This window comes from Pseudomonas graminis (genome assembly GCF_001705435.1).
GTDB lineage: Bacteria > Pseudomonadota > Gammaproteobacteria > Pseudomonadales > Pseudomonadaceae > Aquipseudomonas > Aquipseudomonas graminis_B.
In genome coordinates, this window is sequence record NZ_MDEN01000058.1 from 31404 (window position 1) to 49172 (window position 17769).

General features: G+C 62.4%; 15 protein-coding genes. 8 read left to right on the forward strand and 7 right to left on the reverse strand.

Translation table 11 applies throughout. The features are described from left to right. The first annotated feature begins 70 nt into the window (after positions 1-70). From prmA to BBI10_RS07415, 8 genes are all read left to right on the forward strand, one after another. Positions 71-949, forward strand: coding sequence for a 50S ribosomal protein L11 methyltransferase (gene prmA / locus BBI10_RS07380; RefSeq protein ID WP_065987729.1), 879 nt, complete (start codon positions 71-73; stop codon positions 947-949). Positions 950-1004: 55 nt separating this feature from the next. Continuing rightward, positions 1005-2384, forward strand: coding sequence for a DUF3426 domain-containing protein (locus BBI10_RS07385; RefSeq protein WP_065987730.1), 1380 nt, complete (start codon positions 1005-1007; stop codon positions 2382-2384). A 277-nt stretch (positions 2385-2661) separates the two neighbouring features. Continuing rightward, positions 2662-3675: a tRNA dihydrouridine synthase DusB gene (dusB, locus tag BBI10_RS07390; RefSeq protein ID WP_065987731.1), complete on the forward strand. Its 1014-nt coding sequence runs from the start codon at positions 2662-2664 to the stop codon at positions 3673-3675. Next, entirely contained in the window at positions 3672-3992 is a 321-nt protein-coding gene (gene fis / locus BBI10_RS07395) for a DNA-binding transcriptional regulator Fis (protein WP_015093301.1), read from the forward strand. Before dusB ends, fis begins: the two co-directional genes overlap by 4 nt. Before the next feature lie 78 nt (positions 3993-4070). Continuing rightward, on the forward strand, positions 4071-5678 hold the full coding sequence (gene purH / locus BBI10_RS07400; protein ID WP_065987732.1) for a bifunctional phosphoribosylaminoimidazolecarboxamide formyltransferase/IMP cyclohydrolase: 1608 nt from the start codon (positions 4071-4073) through the stop codon (positions 5676-5678). Between the two features lie 167 nt (positions 5679-5845). Further along, the gene (gene purD, locus BBI10_RS07405) at positions 5846-7141 is read left to right on the forward strand and encodes a phosphoribosylamine--glycine ligase (protein WP_065987733.1); all 1296 of its coding nucleotides are present in this window, start codon (positions 5846-5848) and stop codon (positions 7139-7141) included. Between the two features lie 93 nt (positions 7142-7234). After that, positions 7235-10030, forward strand: a complete 2796-nt coding sequence (locus tag BBI10_RS07410) for a hybrid sensor histidine kinase/response regulator (RefSeq protein WP_065987734.1) — start codon at positions 7235-7237, stop codon at positions 10028-10030. 67 nt (positions 10031-10097) lie between these two features. Beyond that, entirely contained in the window at positions 10098-10694 is a 597-nt protein-coding gene (locus tag BBI10_RS07415; RefSeq protein WP_065987735.1) for a MarC family protein, read from the forward strand. 7 nt (positions 10695-10701) lie between these two features. Here BBI10_RS07415 and BBI10_RS07420 read toward each other — a convergent pair whose 3' ends face one another. The 7 genes from BBI10_RS07420 to cobG form a co-directional block, all read right to left on the reverse strand. Further along, positions 10702-11340 carry a hypothetical protein gene (locus BBI10_RS07420; RefSeq protein WP_065987736.1) on the reverse strand — a complete coding sequence of 213 codons (639 nt, stop codon included), beginning with the start codon at positions 11338-11340 and terminating at the stop codon, positions 10702-10704. After that, complete coding sequence (locus BBI10_RS07425) at positions 11337-12041, reverse strand: hypothetical protein (RefSeq protein ID WP_065987737.1); 705 nt, start codon at positions 12039-12041, stop codon at positions 11337-11339. Before BBI10_RS07425 ends, BBI10_RS07420 begins: the two co-directional genes overlap by 4 nt. A gap of 48 nt (positions 12042-12089) precedes the next feature. Continuing rightward, positions 12090-12890 (reverse strand): hypothetical protein, encoded by an 801-nt coding sequence (locus BBI10_RS07430; RefSeq protein WP_065987738.1) that lies wholly within the window; start codon positions 12888-12890, stop codon positions 12090-12092. 338 nt (positions 12891-13228) lie between these two features. Further along, a complete protein-coding gene (cobJ, locus tag BBI10_RS07435) occupies positions 13229-14938 on the reverse strand; it encodes a precorrin-3B C(17)-methyltransferase (protein ID WP_065987739.1) in 1710 nt (569 codons plus the stop codon). Beyond that, positions 14938-15669: a precorrin-2 C(20)-methyltransferase gene (locus BBI10_RS07440; RefSeq protein WP_065987875.1), complete on the reverse strand. Its 732-nt coding sequence runs from the start codon at positions 15667-15669 to the stop codon at positions 14938-14940. The genes cobJ and BBI10_RS07440 overlap by 1 nt, the downstream gene beginning before the upstream one ends. After that, positions 15669-16295, reverse strand: coding sequence for a precorrin-8X methylmutase (locus BBI10_RS07445; protein ID WP_065987740.1), 627 nt, complete (start codon positions 16293-16295; stop codon positions 15669-15671). Before BBI10_RS07445 ends, BBI10_RS07440 begins: the two co-directional genes overlap by 1 nt. Next, positions 16288-17640 (reverse strand): precorrin-3B synthase, encoded by a 1353-nt coding sequence (gene cobG / locus BBI10_RS07450; RefSeq protein ID WP_083233052.1) that lies wholly within the window; start codon positions 17638-17640, stop codon positions 16288-16290. The genes BBI10_RS07445 and cobG overlap by 8 nt, the downstream gene beginning before the upstream one ends. Positions 17641-17769 lie beyond the last annotated feature (129 nt).

A 17769-nucleotide genomic window follows, 5' to 3' on the forward strand; every position in this document is an offset into this window, starting at 1 on the left:
CCCCGTAAACTTGCCGGTCTTTCGTGGCCGTCGGCCGCCTTTCAATTTTTCAACTCGAAGGTCACCCGCCATGCCTTGGCTGCAAGTCCGTCTCGCCATTAGCCCCGAACAAGCCGAAACCTACGAAGACGCCCTGCTCGAAGTCGGCGCCGTATCGGTGACGTTCATGGACGCTGAAGACCAGCCGATCTTCGAGCCAGAGCTGAACACCACGCCGCTGTGGTCGCACACGCACCTGCTGGCGCTGTTCGAAGCCGACACCGATGCCGATCACGTCCTCGCTCACCTGAGATTGCTCACCGACGCCGAGCTGCCGGAACACACCCATGAAGTGATCGAAGATCAGGACTGGGAACGCAGCTGGATGGACAACTTCAACCCGATGCGCTTCGGCCAGCGGTTGTGGATCGTGCCGAGCTGGCATGCCGCGCCGGAGCCGGACGCCGTCAATCTGTTGCTCGACCCGGGCCTCGCATTCGGCACGGGTACTCATCCGACCACCGCGCTGTGCCTCGAGTGGCTCGACGGCCAGGACCTCGCCGGCTGCAACGTGCTGGACTTCGGCTGCGGCTCCGGCATTCTCGCCATCGCCGCACTGCTGCTGGGCGCTGAACAAGCCGTCGGCACCGACATCGACGTCCAGGCCCTGGAAGCGTCGCGCGACAATGCCGGCCGCAACAATGTCCCGGCCGAGAAATTCCCGCTGTATTTGCCTGAAGACCTGCCCCAGGTGCCGGCCGATGTGCTGGTGGCCAACATCCTCGCGGGCCCGCTGGTTGCTCTGGCGCCGCAGCTGGCGAGCCTGGTCAAACCCGGTGGCCGTCTGGCGCTGTCCGGTATCCTTGCCGAGCAAGGCGATGAAGTCGCTGCCGCGTACGCTGACACCTTCGAGCTGGACCCGATCGCCAACCGCGAGGGCTGGGTACGGATCACTGGTCGTCGCCGCTGACAGCCAGTTGCCCTAAGATCCAACCATCAGGCGCTCTTTAACCCCGGATACCCGCATGACCGACAGCTTCGTCACTCAGTGCCCGCATTGCCAGACCAGTTTCCGCGTCAGTCACGCCCAGTTGAGCGTGGCCCGAGGCATGGTGCGCTGTGGCTCATGCCTGCAGGTGTTCAACGCCGCGAAGCAACTGCTGGAACAACGCGCCGATGCAACGCCGGAAACGCCGTCGCCTTCCGCGCCGAACATCGAAAGCGTGGAGAAGACGCCGGAAATCCTCGCGCCACAATCCCTCGTCGTGACCCAGCCAGCGCCGTTGCCGGTCAAGCGTGAAGAGCGTGAGGTGGACCTGGACAGCCTTGATCTGGACGATCTCGATGTCGAGCTGGCCCGTCTCGAACAGCGCGAGATTCAGCTGCCCGAGTCCTTCGGGCGTGTCAGCAAGGCGCGCGATCACGACGAAGTCGAGTCCTTCAGTGCCCGACGCGATGAGCCTGACGTCGCGCAGGAGTCGTGGGCCCACGGCATGAGTCACGACGATGTCGACCGATTGCCCGAACTGCGCGCCGAAGTCGTCGAGGAACGCGAAGCGCATACCGACCACTCGATAGACGAAGGCCCGCTGGACGAGCCCATCAATCAGCAGGAACGCCATCGCACCGAGCCTTCATTCTCGCTGAGCCCGGACGATCTGGGCGACGAACCCGATCACCCCCACTCGCTCAAGCCTCACGCCGACCCCGACGATGAGCCGTCCTCGGAACGCTTCTCCGCTCTGGACACCCACGAGCATCAGGATCGCCTCAGCGCCCGTGACGATGATGATGGGGACGATGAGCCTCCGCACGCCGCTGCCGACAAGCGTGGCGGCCGCAACGAACCGGGCCTGCGGGACAGGGCGCTGGTCGACCTGACGGATGACCCGCTGCAGTTGTCCTGGCAGAAACCCAAACCACGCTGGGGACGGCGTCTGCTGTGGATGCTATTGATCCTGGTTGGGCTGGGCGCACTGGCCGGCCAATACATTGCGTACCACTTCGAAGAGCTGGCGCGACAGGATCAATACCGCCCCATTTTTATGGAGCTGTGCCCGTCCCTCGGCTGCAAGGTCCCGTCCAAGGTTGATATCAAACTGCTCAAGAGCAGCAACCTTGTCGTGCGCAGCCACCCCGAGTTTCAGGGCGCGCTGGTCGTCGACGCGATCATCTATAACCGTGCGTCATTCTCCCAGCCGTTCCCGCTGCTCGAACTACGCTTTGCCGATGCGACGGGTCAACTGATCGCCAGCCGTCGATTCAAACCGGGCGAGTACCTGAGCGGCGAGCTGGCGGGCAAGGACGAAATGCCACCCCAGACGCCGATTCACATCGCCCTGGACGTCCTCGACCCGGGCCCCAAGGCGGCCAATTACAGCCTGAGCTTCCGTTCGCCGGAGTGAAAACCCAGGCGCAGCGGGTTTGTCCGCACCGAAATGCAGCACCTTGCAAGGGACGGGATGCCCGAAATCCGACGACACTTTTATGACAATACCGGCCTAAACCTAACCGTTCGCGTTAAGAACGGAACTGTTCAGATTTTATCCAATTCAGCCTTTATCCAGTCATCGAGAGCGGGTATCATGCCCACCCTTTTTCATACTCTGGGTCCCGTCTGAATTGGCGCTGAAGCACTTTTCGGACCAGACCTCGTGATTCGGCCCCACAACAGGTCACCCTATGTCGGCGGTACGCATCGGCCCTTACACATTGCAAAACGGCTTGATTCTCGCCCCGATGGCGGGTGTCACTGACCAGCCATTCCGACAACTCTGTCGCCAGCTCGGCGCAGGCCTGGTGGTCTCGGAAATGGTCACCAGCGACATGAGCCTCTGGAACAGCCGCAAGTCGCGGTTGCGCATGATTCACGAAGGCGATCCCGAGCCACGCTCGGTACAGATCGCTGGCGGGGACCCGCAGATGCTTGCGGACGCAGCACGCGCCAACGTCGAACTCGGCGCGCAGATCATCGACATCAACATGGGTTGCCCGGCAAAAAAGGTCTGCAACAAGGCCGCTGGCTCAGCGTTGTTGAAAGATGAACAGTTAGTGACCGAAATCCTGCACGCGGTGGTCGCGGCAGTCGAGGTACCGGTCACGCTGAAGATTCGCACCGGCTGGGACCGGGCGAACAAGAATGGTCTGACCGTCGCCAGAATTGCCGAACAAGCCGGCATTCAGGCGCTGGCGGTGCACGGGCGAACCCGTGCCGATCTCTACACCGGTGAAGCCGAGTACGACACCATCGCCGCCATCAAGCAGGCGGTGTCCATCCCGGTGTTTGCCAACGGCGACATCGATTCACCGGAGAAGGCCCGCTACGTCCTCGACGCAACCGGCGCCGACGGGCTGTTGATTGGCCGGGCCGCCCAGGGGCGCCCATGGATTTTTCGCGAGATAGAACACTACCTGCAGACCGGGAAAAAACTTCCAGGCCTGCCCGTCAGTGAAGTGGAACGCATTCTGCTAGAGCATCTGGCTGCGCTTCACACCTTCTATGGCGACGTGATGGGCGTGCGAATCGCCCGCAAACACGTCGGCTGGTACCTCGCAACGTTGCCGGGCGCCAAGGAGTTTCGCGCCCTTTTCAACCGTTTGGAAGATACAGAAGCACAGTGCGCCAACGTTCGGGAGTTCTTTTCCCAGCGCGATAAATCCCTCCCAGCAGGGAACGAAGAAGAGGTGGCCGCATGACGATGATGACTGAGACTTTAGTGAGTGGAACAACACCCGTGAGCGACAACGTCAATTTGAAACAACACCTCAATACGCCGAGCGAAGAGGGTCAGACCCTGCGCGGAAGCGTCGAGAAGGCGTTGCACAACTACTTCGCTCATCTGGAAGGTGCGGCCGTCACTGATGTCTACAACCTGGTGCTCTCGGAAGTCGAGGCGCCGTTGCTCGAGTGCGTGATGAACTACGTCAAGGGCAACCAGACCAAGGCCTCCGAGATGCTGGGGCTGAATCGCGGCACCCTGCGCAAGAAACTCAAGCAGTACGACCTGCTGTAAGCATCCGAAAAACAAGCGACCTCACCTCAATGCGGTCGTTTTTTTTGCAAAATTCTTTTGCTTTTGATGGAAGTTGAGATGACCGACCAGACGACCCGCCTGCCGATCCGCCGCGCCCTGATCAGCGTATCCGACAAGACCGGTATCCTTGAATTTGCGCGTGAACTCCGAGCCCTCGGTGTCGAGATCCTCTCCACCGGTGGTACGTTCAAGCTGCTCAAGGACAACGGCGTTGCAGCGGTAGAAGTCGCCGACTACACCGGCTTCGCTGAAATGATGGATGGCCGGGTCAAGACACTGCACCCGAAAATCCACGGCGGCATCCTGGGTCGTCGCGGCATCGACGACGCCATCATGAGCGAACATGGCATCAAGCCGATCGACCTGGTCGCCGTGAATCTCTATCCGTTCGAAGCCACCGTTTCCAAGCCGGGCTGCGACCTGCCGACCGCCATCGAGAACATCGATATCGGCGGCCCGACCATGGTTCGCTCCGCTGCTAAAAACCATAAAGACGTCGCCATCGTCGTCAACGCCAGCGATTACACGAACGTGCTGGAAAGCCTCAAGGCCGGCGGCCTGACTTACGCGCAGCGCTTCGACCTGATGCTCAAGGCTTTCGAGCACACTGCGGCCTACGACGGCATGATCGCCAACTACCTGGGCAGCGTTGACCAGTCCGCTGACACCCTGAGCACCGAAGGCCGCAGCGCCTTCCCGCGCACCTTCAACAGCCAGTTCATCAAGGCGCAGGAAATGCGCTACGGCGAGAACCCACACCAGAGCGCGGCGTTCTACGTTGAAGCCAAGCCTGCCGAAGTCGGCATTGCGACCGCGACCCAACTGCAAGGCAAAGAGCTTTCCTACAACAACGTCGCCGATACCGACGCGGCGCTTGAGTGCGTGAAGAGCTTCGTCAAGCCTGCCTGCGTGATCGTCAAGCACGCCAACCCGTGCGGCGTTGCAGTAAGCCTGGATACAGAAGGCGGCATTCGTCAGGCCTACGAACTGGCCTATGCCACCGATAGCGAATCGGCGTTCGGCGGCATCATCGCCTTCAACCGTGAGCTGGATGCCGAGACGGCCAAGGCTATCGTCGAGCGCCAGTTCGTCGAAGTGATCATCGCCCCGAGCGTCAGCGCTGAAGCCCAGGCCATCATTGCCAGCAAAGCCAACGTGCGCTTGTTGACCAGCGGCCAGTGGGACGCAGAGCGCGCGCCGGCCTGGGATTACAAGCGAGTCAACGGTGGCTTGCTGGTGCAGAGCCGCGACATCGGCATGATCGGCGCAGACGACCTGAAAGTGGTCACCCAACGCGCGCCGACCGAGCAGGAAGTTCACGACCTGATCTTCGCCTGGAAGGTCGCCAAGTACGTGAAGTCCAACGCCATCGTTTACGCCAAGAACCGGCAGACCATCGGCGTCGGCGCAGGCCAGATGAGCCGGGTGAACTCTGCCCGCATCGCGGCGATCAAGGCCGAACACGCCGGTTTGCAGGTGCAGGGCGCTGTCATGGCCTCCGATGCGTTCTTCCCGTTCAGGGACGGCATCGACAACGCGGCCAAGGCCGGCATCACTGCGGTGATCCAGCCAGGCGGCTCAATGCGTGACGCCGAAGTGATTGCAGCAGCGGACGAAGCGGGTATCGCGATGGTATTCACTGGCATGCGCCATTTCAGGCACTGAGTGCAGCGGCAAGCATCAAGCTGCAAGCGGTAAGTAAAAGCAGAGTCGCGTCGCTTTACTCGCCCTTGCAGTCTTATTAATTCAGAGCAATGAGCCGTGATTAAGAGTTGTGCTATTCGCTTTTACTTGCCGCTTGTAGCTTGCAGCTTCTCCGAAGGAGTCTTTCTTTGAATATTTTAATCATTGGCAGCGGTGGCCGTGAACACGCTCTGGCCTGGAAAGTCGCGCAGGACGCTCGTGTCGAGAAAGTCTTCGTCGCTCCCGGCAATGCCGGCACTGCCACTGAAGCCAAGTGTGAAAACGTCGCCATCGACGTGCTGGCGCTGGAGCAACTGGCTGACTTCGCCGAGAAGAACGTCGCGCTGACCATCGTCGGCCCGGAAGTGCCGTTGGTCGCCGGTGTCGTCGACCTGTTCCGCGCCCGTGGCCTGAAGTGCTTCGGCCCGACCAAGGACGCCGCACAGCTGGAAGGCTCCAAGGCATTCACCAAGGACTTCCTGGCGCGCCACAACATTCCCTCTGCCGACTACCAGAACTTCACTGAAATCGAACCGGCGCTGGCGTACCTGCAAGAGAAAGGTGCACCGATCGTCATCAAGGCCGACGGCCTGGCGGCGGGCAAAGGCGTGATCGTCGCGATGACCCTCGCGGAAGCCGAAGACGCCGTGCGTGACATGCTGGCCGGCAATGCTTTCGGCGACGCCGGTTCGCGCGTGGTGATCGAGGAATTCCTCGACGGCGAAGAAGCCAGCTTCATCGTCATGGTCGACGGCAAGAACGTACTGCCCATGGCCACCAGTCAGGACCACAAGCGCGTCGGCGATGGCGACAGCGGCCCGAACACCGGCGGCATGGGTGCGTATTCCCCGGCCCCGGTGGTCACCGCCGAGGTTCACCAGCGCGTGATGGATCAAGTCATATGGCCGACCGTCCGGGGCATGGCCGCCGAGGGGAACATTTACACCGGTTTCCTCTATGCTGGTCTGATGATCGACAAGGCTGGCAATCCGAAAGTCATCGAATTCAACTGCCGTTTTGGCGATCCGGAAACCCAGCCTGTCATGCTGCGCCTGCAGTCGAGCCTGGTGACCCTGGTTGAAGCCGCTCTGGCGCAAACGCTGGATACGGTGGATGCTCAGTGGGACCCGCGTCCGAGTCTGGGAATCGTGCTGGCAGCCGGCGGCTATCCGGCCGACTACGCCAAGGGCGACGAGATTCACGGGCTGGACGCTGCGGCCGCGTTGCCGGGCAAAGTGTTCCACGCTGGCACTGCGCTGCAGGATGGCCGTATCGTGACCTCCGGCGGTCGCGTGCTGTGCGCGACAGCGCTGGGCGACAGCGTTGGCGATGCGCAGAAACAAGCGTACGAGCTGGCTGCAAAGATTGACTGGAAAGGTTGTTTCTACCGCACGGACATCGGCTATCGCGCCATTGCCCGGGAACGCGGCGAAGATCTGGCGTGAGCCTCGGCCCGATCGGCGATTCCTCGTTGAGTCGCTGATCGGGCATCCGGTGCCCCAGAGTTAAACAGGCTTCATTCACGAAGGGATTTCGCCGTGCGCTGGCTCAGGATTGCCACTCGTTTGACCGTCACATTGCTGACCCTGCTCTGTATAACTTCGGCGGCCGCCGAGGTCGGTGCAGGCTGGTCAACCCTTGTCGACGATCAGTCAAACCTTAACCTCAGCGACATTCGCTCCCCCCATTACGAATCCCAATTCAGCCCGGTCGAACTCGACAAGGTGCGCGCGACCAATCGCGACGCCGCGCTGTGGCTGCACTACCGCCTGCCCCCGGCCACCCATGAACAACTGGTGCGGATCTTCGCGCCTGACCTGGCGACGGTCGACATGTACGTGCTCGACGGCGACAGCCTGATCGATCATTCGCGCTCCGGTAACCGGGTGCCGCGCGAAGCCCAACCCCTGCCGTCACTGGACTTCCTGCTGCCGGTGCCCCACAGCGACAAGCCGCTCGACCTGTATTTGCGCCTCAAGTCCGAGCAGGAGCTGCGCCCTAACATCACGCTGCAGTCCGCCGTCACCAGCGCCGCCGACGAGCGCCGCCCCCTGCTGCTCGGCCTGTTCTTCGGCTCGCTGGCCATGCTGATCGTGCAGAACCTCACGCGCTTCGCCCAGTCTCGCTCGATCAGCAGCTTGTGGCTGGCAGCGTGCGAGGCGTTTCTGGGGCTGAGTGCGCTGTTGCTGCTCAACCTTCAGGCGCCGTGGCTGCCGCGCTGGCATCTGGCGCAGACGCCGAGCGCTCACCTCGCCCTGCTCCTCGCCGCCGCGACCGGGCTGATGTACACCTACTGTTTCTTCGTTCAGCGCGGCGTCGAGATGCTCAATCGGCTGCTGATGGGCGTGCTGCTGGTGGTGGGCTTTGGTGCGCTCCTGGTGCTGTTCGTTGACACCCTGCCGCTGAACATCATGACGTTCCTGCTGGTGGCATTGACCACGGTCAGCATCACCCTCGTGTCGATCTACCACCTGCAGAAGGGCTACTCCCCTGCCCGGCCGTTCGTGATCGCCATGATCGCGTTCAATCTCGGCAACCTCGTGGTACTGCCGGCCATGCTCTGGCTGACGAGTATTCCCGCGCAGACGCTGATCATCGGGGTGTTGGCGGTGTTTTGCCTGTGCGGCCTGCTGATGAGCATCGCCCTCAGCGAGCGTCATCGCAGCATCACTGAAGACAACTTCAGCATCAGCCGCGAACTCGCCGCCAGCACAGCGGAGATCAACGCCAAGGCCGAGTTTCTGGCGAAGATCAGCCACGAGATCCGCACCCCCATGAACGGCGTTCTGGGGATGACCGAGCTGCTGCTGGGCACGCCGCTGTCGGTCAAGCAGCGCGATTACGTGCAGACCATCCACAGTGCCGGCAACGAACTGCTGACCCTGATCAACGAGATCCTCGATATCACCAAGCTGGAGTCCGGTCAGATCGAGCTGGACGACGTGCAGTTCGATCTCAATGCGATGATCGAGGACTGCCTGAGCATCTTCCGCGCCAAGGCCGAACAGCAAAGTGTCGAGCTGATCAGCTTCATTCAGCCCCAGGTGCCGCGCGTCATCAGCGGTGACCCGACACGCCTGCGGCAGACGCTGCTCAGCTTGCTGGAGAACGCCTTAAAGAAGACCGACGAGGGCGAGATCCTGTTGGTCGTCGCCCTCGACTCCCGCGGCGGCAAGCCACGACTGCGCATCGCCGTTCAGGACAGCGGCACGCCGCTGACGCCCAACGAGCGCGACGCGCTGCTGCACGCTGAACTGCATTGCAAGAATTTCCTGGCGGCCAGCAAGGTGGGCGGTCACCTGGGGCTGGTCATCGCCCGGCAGCTCATTCTGTTGATGAGCGGCGAGTTCGGCATTCAGAGCGGCACCAATCAGGGCAGCACGCTGTGGCTGAGTCTGCCCCTTGATGCACAACGACTGGAGCAGCCCCCCGCCGATCTGGACAGCCCGCTCAAAGGCGCGCGGGTTCTGGTGGTCGACGACAACGACACCTGCCGCAAGGTGCTGGTCCAGCAGTGCAGCGCGTGGGGGCTCAACGTCAGCGCCGTGCCATCGGGCAAAGAGGCGCTGGCGCTGCTGCGCACCAAGGCTCACCTGCGCGACTATTTCGATATCGTCCTGCTCGACCAGAACATGCCCGGCATGACCGGCATGCAACTGGCCGCCAAGATCAAGGAAGACCCGAGCCTGAACCACGACATTCTGTTGATCATGCTCACCGGCATCAGCAACGCGCCGAGCAAGATCATCGCGCGCAATGCCGGGGTTAAACGCATCCTCGCCAAACCGGTCGCCGGGTACACGCTGAAGACCACGCTGGCGGACGAGCTCAATCAGCGCAACATAGGCAATGCGCCCTTTTCTGCAGTTCCCGGGGCGATCGGCGATATCGACGTGCCCAGCGACTTCCGCATTCTGGTTGCCGAAGACAACAGCATTTCCACCAAGGTCATTCGTGGCATGCTCGGCAAGCTCAACCTGCAGCCGGACACTGCCAGCAATGGCGAAGAGGCGCTGCTGGCGATGAAGACCCGGCGCTATGACCTGGTGCTGATGGACTGCGAAATGCCGATCCTCGACGGGTTCTCGGCGACGCAGCAGTTCCGCGCCTGGGAAACCGGAAACCAGCGCATTCGCACCCCTGTGGTGGCATTGACCGCGCACATTCTGGCGGAGCACAAGGATCGCGCGCGACAGTCCGGCATGGACGGGCACATGTCCAAGCCGGTAGAGATGTCGCAGTTACGCGATCTGGTCGAATACTGGGTGGAGCAACGTGCCCGGGATGACGCGACCCGCGCCACCCGCGGCGAAGACCGTTACGAGCAAAACTGACCGCCAGGTGGCCGTTACAGGCTGATAGACTTGGCGCCGTCCCAGTCTGCTGCCATGAGCTCAAACCATGCTTCACGTGCTGTTCAGCGTTTACCTGAAGATGCTGGTGCTCTATAGCCCGTTCTTCGTCCTGTCCTGTTTCATTTCCCTGAGCCGCGGTTATTCGCGCAAGGAACGCCGACGCCTGGCGTGGAAGATCGCCTTCGCGACGCTGGTGTCCAGCGTCTTGCTGTACTTGTTCGGGCGGGTGATTTTCGGTGTGTTCGGCATTACCGCCGACGCCTTCCGTATTGGTGCCGGCAGCGTGCTGTTCATCTCCGCGCTGGCCATGGCGCAGGGCAAATCCGGCGTGCAGACCGACAACGTCCAGCAGGACGTTGCGATTGTGCCGCTGACCATCCCCATCACCGTCGGCCCCGGCACCATCGGCGCACTGCTTGTAATGGGCATCAGCCAGCCGCACTGGGATGACAAACTCACGGCCATCGTCAGCATCGCGCTGGCCAGCCTGACCGTCGGCGTCATCCTCTATCTGTCCAACAGCATCGAGCGGATTCTCGGCGATCAAGGCCTGCAGATTGTCAGCCGCCTTATGGGGTTGTTTGTCTGCGCGCTCGCCGCCCAGATCATTTTCACGGGCATCAAGGGCTACCTGCTGACCTGATGGGCGCTCAGATCGCAAAGGTCTGAATCGCCCGTGCGCCATGGCCGTCCAGCTCCCTGGCAACGGCATCTCGGTGTCTGGCGTAGTCGGTGCGGTCAAAACGGTAGACCCCTCCGGTGATGCGCAATGTCAGCTCACTGCGTGATTCAGACCAGAAGTCGAAATCTCTAGTCTCGACGTTGCCGGTCATCTGGATGCCGCACAGCAGCACCATCACATTACCCGCAGAGTCCGTCGCGCACGGAATGACCTGAAAGCCGGCGATGACGCTGCTGGCGTTGATGCTCTCAAAAAAATGCGTCGCATAACGATGGATGCGCATGGACTGAAGCGACGCCTTCGCCTGTCGCGCCAACCGAGCGGAGCCGCGTGATTCGATAACACTGAAGCTGATTTCCTCCAGTTCCGACGCGCTCCCGATCACCATTGGTTCATGAATGATCGGGCTCAGTTTCCTGAAACTTCGTTGCTCCAGTGCCGTGCCATACCGGTATGCCCAGTAGGTGAAATGTTCATCCCGACTGACCTTACCCGCCACTCGCTCGGCTCGCAGCAGGCAGTCGAACAGGTCCTCGCGGTCCTGCCTCTTGATACCGGCGGACAGTGACACCAGACCATTGCCGACTACCGCGCCTGTCGCGCTCATGCGTCAGCTCCCGCCAACGCGCACACCAGGCTGGGGCGACGACCCTCCAGCGCCTGGCTGACGTTTTTGCGCAGGGGCGTGTAGACCAGGTCCATGAGTCGCAGGGAATAGAAGCGCAGATCGATATTGCCGACGATATCGTGGGGCTGCAGCGTCTCGAACACAAAGTCGTCTTTCAGCGCAGTTCGGTGCGTGAAGCTCACGAGCGCAACGGACAGCCCTGCGTTCAGGTTCAGAAAGCCGAACTGCAGCACCACCTTCTGGCCTTTTTGCACGTCGCTTGTATCCCTCGGCACTAAGGGCCCGAGCGCCTGGCGGGCCAGCAGGTCGACTGCTGGCTGATTGGGTCGGCTGGAAACAGAACGCCAGAGGGCCGACTCACTGTCAGACAGCATGTCGTTGGGCATGAAAATCGGCCACTTGCTCTTCAACCATCCCCACACCGAGCCGGGCCCGAGTTCCAGCGCCGGGCAACTCAACGTCTCATGGGTGTTCAGCGCCCAGCCGAAACGGATGAAAGCAGCGAGCCATGTGTCGTTCCAGGCAGAGGTGGAGGTAAAGCGAGCGTGTTTCTTGGTCGCCGCAAGCTGCGTGTACAGCACGCAATCGGCGGCGTCACTTTTCTGTAAGTCAGTACAGGCACTGTGCGTGAACAGCAGGCACCCTGCGCTGACCTGCGTTTCGATCATTCCCTGATGCATGGGCACATCTCCTTGAGAAGGAGGCGACGGGCGCCTCCCCCTATCTGATTAGATCTGGAATTCCTCGATGGCGGCTGAGGCGCTCTTGTTCAAACGCTGCTGGATCTGTGTACGCAGTGCCGCATAGACGCGTGTGTTCAACACCAGATGGTTCTCACCCCGGAAAGCTTGCACTTCAGCACTGTTCCATTCCCAAAAGAGGACGTTGGTGACAGCCGAATCGGTGGAGAAATTCACCGCACCCATCGCCAGGTTGACAGTGCCGTCGCTGGATTCAGTACAAGCGCCGATACGGAAATTCGCGCCACGGTGGGTCTTGGTCTGACGCTCGAAAATTCGCAGCGGTTTTTCCTGGGCTTTCAGCGCGGCGACGGCATCACCGGCGACCTTCAGCATGGCGACGGACGCAGGCCCGGGCAGTGCGGCGGCGGCGATAGCGGAAGAGATGATCTCCAGCCCTGCTTGCTCCATGCTGAATCGACGGTGCGTCGAGTAATAGCGGCTGTACCTCCAGTTGGTGGAAAACCAGCCCAGCGTCGTCAACACCTTGTTGTATTGCTGGTACCACTGCTCGCTCTGCTTCTCCGGGTTGAACGCTTTGTTGGCGACCAGCGTGGCGAACAGAAGGGAGTCAATGACGTCGTCTTTGTTCTGCCGCGAAACGCCTTCGGCGAAGGCCAGCAGGTTGCCCGCCGCAACGGCACCTTGGCTTGGGTCGTCCGGGAGATCCGGAACAGCGTTATCCATTGCGGAGAAGTGCTCGATCAACGAGTGGGTGCAGTTGGCCATCTGGCACTGGTCGATGAAAGCACTGCGTTCGGCGTCGGTCATGCTTGTTTCATGTTTCATTCGTTAATCCTTTAACTGGCAGGTAAGTCCGTCGTGGACACCTCCGAGATTAACGAACATTGCCCGCCGCGCCACCCAAGGGTTGGTAGCCGGGTTCGGCACATTCAGGCAACTATTCCTACAAAGCGACGGCACCGCTGCTGGCCATGGGGAGAGCTAAACATCAAGCAAAGCAAGCGGTTGGCGGGCGCTTAGCGCACGGCAACGGCAGTGGACGACGCGCCCAGTCGTCCACCGGCTGGCGTTTCTACACGCGGCTGGATCGGTTTCCCCATCGACCGGCTGATAGGCCTGCGTCAGCTATGAGACAAATCCCACAGCACGAACCGAACGGTCACTCACGCCGGCTTGGCACCATACCAGCGCGGCGTGTAGACCCACGGCTGGCCATTGGCGCGAGGGAATACGCAGGTCAGCGACGACCCCACCAGCACCATTGTGCGCATGTCGACTTGCTCCGGCGTCAGCTCACCGAGGGTGATGACCCGTAACGTCTGGGCGGGCCGGCCGATGTCGCGTCCCAGGGTCACCGGGGTGTCAGGGCCCCGATGCTGGCGGACGATTTCCAGGGCGCGCCCCAACTGCCAGGGCCGGGAGCGCGAGATCGGGTTGTAGAACGCCAGCGCCAGATCGGCCTGGCAGGCAAGGTCCAGCCGCTTCTCGATGATCTCCCACGGCTTGAGGTTGTCCGACAGGGACATGACGCAGAAGTCGTGGCCCAACGGGGCACCCGCCAGCGCGGCGGTTGCCAGCGAAGCCGACACGCCCGGCAGGATGTGCAGATCCACCCGGTGCCAGTCGGGATTGTCCGAATCATGCAGCGCTTCCAGCACCGCCGCCGCCATGGCGAAGACGCCGGGATCACCCGAAGAAACCACTACCACCGAGCGCCCTTCAGCGGCCAGCTCGAATGCGTGCCGGGCGCGCAGCATTTCTTCGCGGTTGTCGGTGCAGTGCAGCACTTGGTCGGCGCGGAACGGCCCGGCCATGCGCACGTAAGTCTCGTAGCCCAGCACATCGTTGGCGCGCGCCAGCTCGGCTTTAACGGCGGGAATCATGAAGTCGGTAGCGCCCGGGCCGAGGCCGATCACCGCCAGCCGCCCCCGTGCACAGCCAATCTGCTGAACCTCCAGCGGCTGCGGCGCGACAGCAATGGCAATGCCCGCCGCCGGGGTGAGCGGTGGCAACAGTTGTGGCAATGCCTGCTGGGTCATTTCCGCAGGGGTACCGGCGGCGGTGAAACGCAACGGTACGCCCAGTGATTCGGCAGCCGCGTGCAGCGCCGGACTGGCCATCTCGGCTTTGCTGGCCAGTAAACAACCCAGCGCCTGCACGGCAATGCGCGAATCGTGGAGCGCGTTTTTTACCGCCTCGGCGGGATCGACCAGATCACCGCTCAGCGCCACCAGCACATTGCGCGGATAGATCAGCAGCTCGTGATCGCTGGGCTCGCGCTCGGCGTAACCCACGTGGATCGCCAGCTGCGCCTGATCATCCTCAGGCAACTGCGCCTGGGCCAACCAGGGCGCCGCGCCCTCGACACGCACGCTTTCGCCCGACAGCAAGTCGCTGACGAAGCGCTTGCCCAGCTCCAGGTCGCCGAGCGCGTAACCGGCTGGAGGGTTAAGCAGGCATGTGCCGAAGCGCAACTCGCCACTGGTGGTGATAGCCGCTGCGGTGTTCAGCGCGGCGGCCACTTCCCGGGCCATGACGTTGACGCCACCCAGTCCGCCCAGCAGCGGCACTACTGCGCTGCCATCCTCGGCAACGGCGAGCACCGGCGGCTCGACGCCCTTCTCCAGCAACACCGGCGCCAACGTGCGAATGACGATGCCCGCTGCGCACAGCGCGATGATCGGCGTGTCTTGCTGATACAGCTGACGCAGTGTCGCGCCAAACTCCGAGTAGCTGCGGTCGGCCTCTTCGACGCGCCCGGCCAGCCCGTAAATCAGCGATTGGGGGTACAGCTGCTGGATACGTCGCGCCGTCGCCAGCGCGCCTTTGCCCAGGATGACAATCGCCGGAGCCTTGATGCTGGTCGTGACCATCAGCCTTGCCACCGTTCGCCGGGGACAATGATCAGCGAGAAATACGGCGACGACATCGGGTCAACCTCGGCCAGCGGCACGATCTTCTGATTGGCCATGGTCGCGCGCTCGACGTACAGCGCGCGCTCCGCCAAGCCGGTTTCCATCAGCACCTGGCGCACTTTCGGCAGGTTGCGCCCCAGCTTCATGATCACCGCAGCGTCGGCATCCTGAAGCTTGCGTTTGAGTTCCTCGGCGGACAACACGCCAGACAGCACAGACAGGCTTTGATTGCGGTACACCAGCGGCGCACCCAGCACCGACGCGCCGCCGAGCATCGAGCAGACACCGGGAATCACTTCGGCTTCGTAGCGATCGGACAGACGATCGTGGAGGTACATGTAAGACCCGTAGAACATCGGGTCGCCTTCGCAGATCACCGCCACGTCGCGTCCGGCGTCCAGATGCGCCGCCACATCGGCGCTGCTGCGGTCGTAGAACTCGCTGATCACTTGCTCGTAAGACAGGTGAACGGGCAAAGCCTCGGTGGTCACCGGGTACACCAGCGGCATCAGCGTCTGAGCCTGCTGCAGATGGCCTTCGATGATGCCGAACGCGTTGCCTTTCTTGCCCTTGGCGACAAAGTACGCGACCACCGGCGACTCGCGCAGCAGGCGCAGCGCCTTGACGGTAATGAGTTCCGGATCACCCGGCCCCACGCCCAAGCCAATCAGACGACCGCGGGGTGCCATCATTCGATCTCCGTGGCGAGTGAGTTGACCGCCGCCGCCGCCATGGCACTGCCGCCGCGACGGCCCTGCATGATCACGTAAGGCACGCCGCGACTGTCGGCAGCCAGCATGTCCTTGGATTCAGCGGCGCCGACGAAGCCCACCGGGAAACCCAGGATCAACGCGGGTTTCGGCGCGCCGGCGTCGAGCATTTCCAGCAGATAGAACAGCGCGGTCGGCGCGTTGCCGATCACCACAACCGCGCCTTCCAGATGCGGGCGCCACAGCTCCAGCGCAGCGGCCGAGCGAGTGTTGCCCAGCTCCCGCGCCATCTCGGGCACGCGTTCGTTCTTCAGGGTGCAGATCACTGGGTTGTTGGCGGGCAGGCGAGTGCGCGTGACGCCTTCGGCGACCATGTGTGCGTCACACAGAATCGGCGCACCGGCGGCCAGCGCGCGGCGACCTGCCGTGCCCGCGCCCGGCGAGAAGCGCAGGCCTTCGACCGCATCGACCATGCCGCAGGCATGAATCACCCGTACGGCGAGTTTTTCCAGGTCGGCCGGGATGGAATCGAGCCGGGCTTCGGCACGAATGATCGCGAAGGAGTTACGGTAGATCTCCTGGCCGTCGCGGATGTAATCAATCATCGGTGTTGCTCCGTGAGTCGGCGGTCAACAACGCGCCGACTGCTTCAATAGTGAGATCACGTGCATGCAGATCGCCGAACCCGGCCTTTTCTGCATGACGAAAATAAAGGTCGTAACGACCGGGCGACGCTGCCAGCAGGGTCACCGGTGCCACATGGGCAGCAGCACACGAACGCGCGCAGCCGGATAGGTGCACCGCGCGGCTGATGGCGTTTTCTTGCAGCAATGCGGCCAGACGCAGCCCGTCGGCCTTGGTGTCAGCCAGCCCTTTAGCGCAGGCAGCGGAGCCGGTGCAGGCGACGATTTTCGACAGTGCTTGAGCGGCATCGACGAGCAGGCCCGCCCGACCCAAGCCATCCACTGCGAGCGCTGACTTTTCCGCCGGGACATTGCGCAGCGTCAGGCTTTGCCACGGCGTCATGCACAACTGGCCGTCGCCAAACGCAGTCGCCAATCGGGCGGCTTCACGCAACATGGACGGCCGCAGACGCCCCAACGGCACGCCTGCGCCCACGGCCACAACGCCGGCTGTTGCCTGGGCGTACGTGCCGATGTGCGCAAAAGACCGGATCGGTTCGCGCCGCCAGCTGGTTACTTTTTGATCAACCACGAATGGCTGCGGCAAACGCGCGGCGACGTGTTCGAGGAAGCGGTGCACGGGCGTTTCTTTCAGCAGATCGCGCATGCGTGCCTGATCGGGCCGAGCGAGATCCAGAAAGGTTTCCAGCACCGCGACCACCCATGCGTGCGCTGCTTCCGGCGCCACTGCAGCCACCGGTGAGTCGGTCGCCGGACAGCCCGCCAGCCCGAAACCCAGCAGGGTCAGGCCATCGACCTGCAACGCTGACAGCCAGAGATCATGGGGATGCTCGAGCATAGCCAACCCCTCGCCGCCGTCCAGCGACAAGGCAAATTTGGGCGACAGCTCATGGAAACGCGGGTGGTGCTCAAGGGTATGCAGGATCTGCCCGGCCAGCGGACGCACGTCCAGCAGTTGCTGCGGATCGATGCCTGCGGTCGGGCTGAGCATCAGATTGCGTACGTCGTCACTGGCCGGATTGCTTGGCCCCAGACCGGCATCGAGCAGGCAGGCGATCAGCCCGTCATGGTTGGCGCCTATACCGCGAATCTGCAGATTGCCGCGATTGGTCGCCTCGATCACACCGCCGGCGAACCCCTCGGCAGCATCCGCCACGGCCAGCGCCTGATCCGCTGAAAGCACCCCGCCCGGCAGCTTGATCCGGCAGATGCCGCCATCCAGCGCCGGGACGATACGCAGCAACCCCGGGCAAGCCGAGGGGCGAATGGGCGTAGCGGAGGGGCGAGCGGACAACGGCTCGGTCAATGGATCACCTGGTGCGAATGGGCGGACGCAAAGAGAAACGAAAAGTTACAGGGGCCGTATTATGCCTGCTTTGGCCGCTGCCATGAAAAGACGCTCTGTCGGATTCACAAAGCCATACGAACCGGCCCC

Bases quoted from the DNA above. Each gene is read 5' to 3' on its own strand.
- prmA (WP_065987729.1), top strand. From the start codon at position 71: ATGCCTTGGCTGCAAGTCCGTCTCGCCATTAGCCCCGAACAAGCCGAA.
- BBI10_RS07385 (WP_065987730.1), top strand. From the start codon at position 1,005: ATGACCGACAGCTTCGTCACTCAGTGCCCGCATTGCCAGACCAGTTTC.
- dusB (WP_065987731.1), top strand. From the start codon at position 2,662: ATGTCGGCGGTACGCATCGGCCCTTACACATTGCAAAACGGCTTGATT.
- fis (WP_015093301.1), top strand. From the start codon at position 3,672: ATGACGATGATGACTGAGACTTTAGTGAGTGGAACAACACCCGTGAGC.
- purH (WP_065987732.1), top strand. From the start codon at position 4,071: ATGACCGACCAGACGACCCGCCTGCCGATCCGCCGCGCCCTGATCAGC.
- BBI10_RS07415 (WP_065987735.1), top strand. From the start codon at position 10,098: ATGCTTCACGTGCTGTTCAGCGTTTACCTGAAGATGCTGGTGCTCTAT.
- BBI10_RS07420 (WP_065987736.1), bottom strand. From the start codon at position 11,340: ATGAGCGCGACAGGCGCGGTAGTCGGCAATGGTCTGGTGTCACTGTCC.
- BBI10_RS07425 (WP_065987737.1), bottom strand. From the start codon at position 12,041: ATGCATCAGGGAATGATCGAAACGCAGGTCAGCGCAGGGTGCCTGCTG.
- BBI10_RS07430 (WP_065987738.1), bottom strand. From the start codon at position 12,890: ATGAAACATGAAACAAGCATGACCGACGCCGAACGCAGTGCTTTCATC.
- cobJ (WP_065987739.1), bottom strand. From the start codon at position 14,938: ATGGTCACGACCAGCATCAAGGCTCCGGCGATTGTCATCCTGGGCAAA.
- BBI10_RS07440 (WP_065987875.1), bottom strand. From the start codon at position 15,669: ATGGCACCCCGCGGTCGTCTGATTGGCTTGGGCGTGGGGCCGGGTGAT.
- BBI10_RS07445 (WP_065987740.1), bottom strand. From the start codon at position 16,295: ATGATTGATTACATCCGCGACGGCCAGGAGATCTACCGTAACTCCTTC.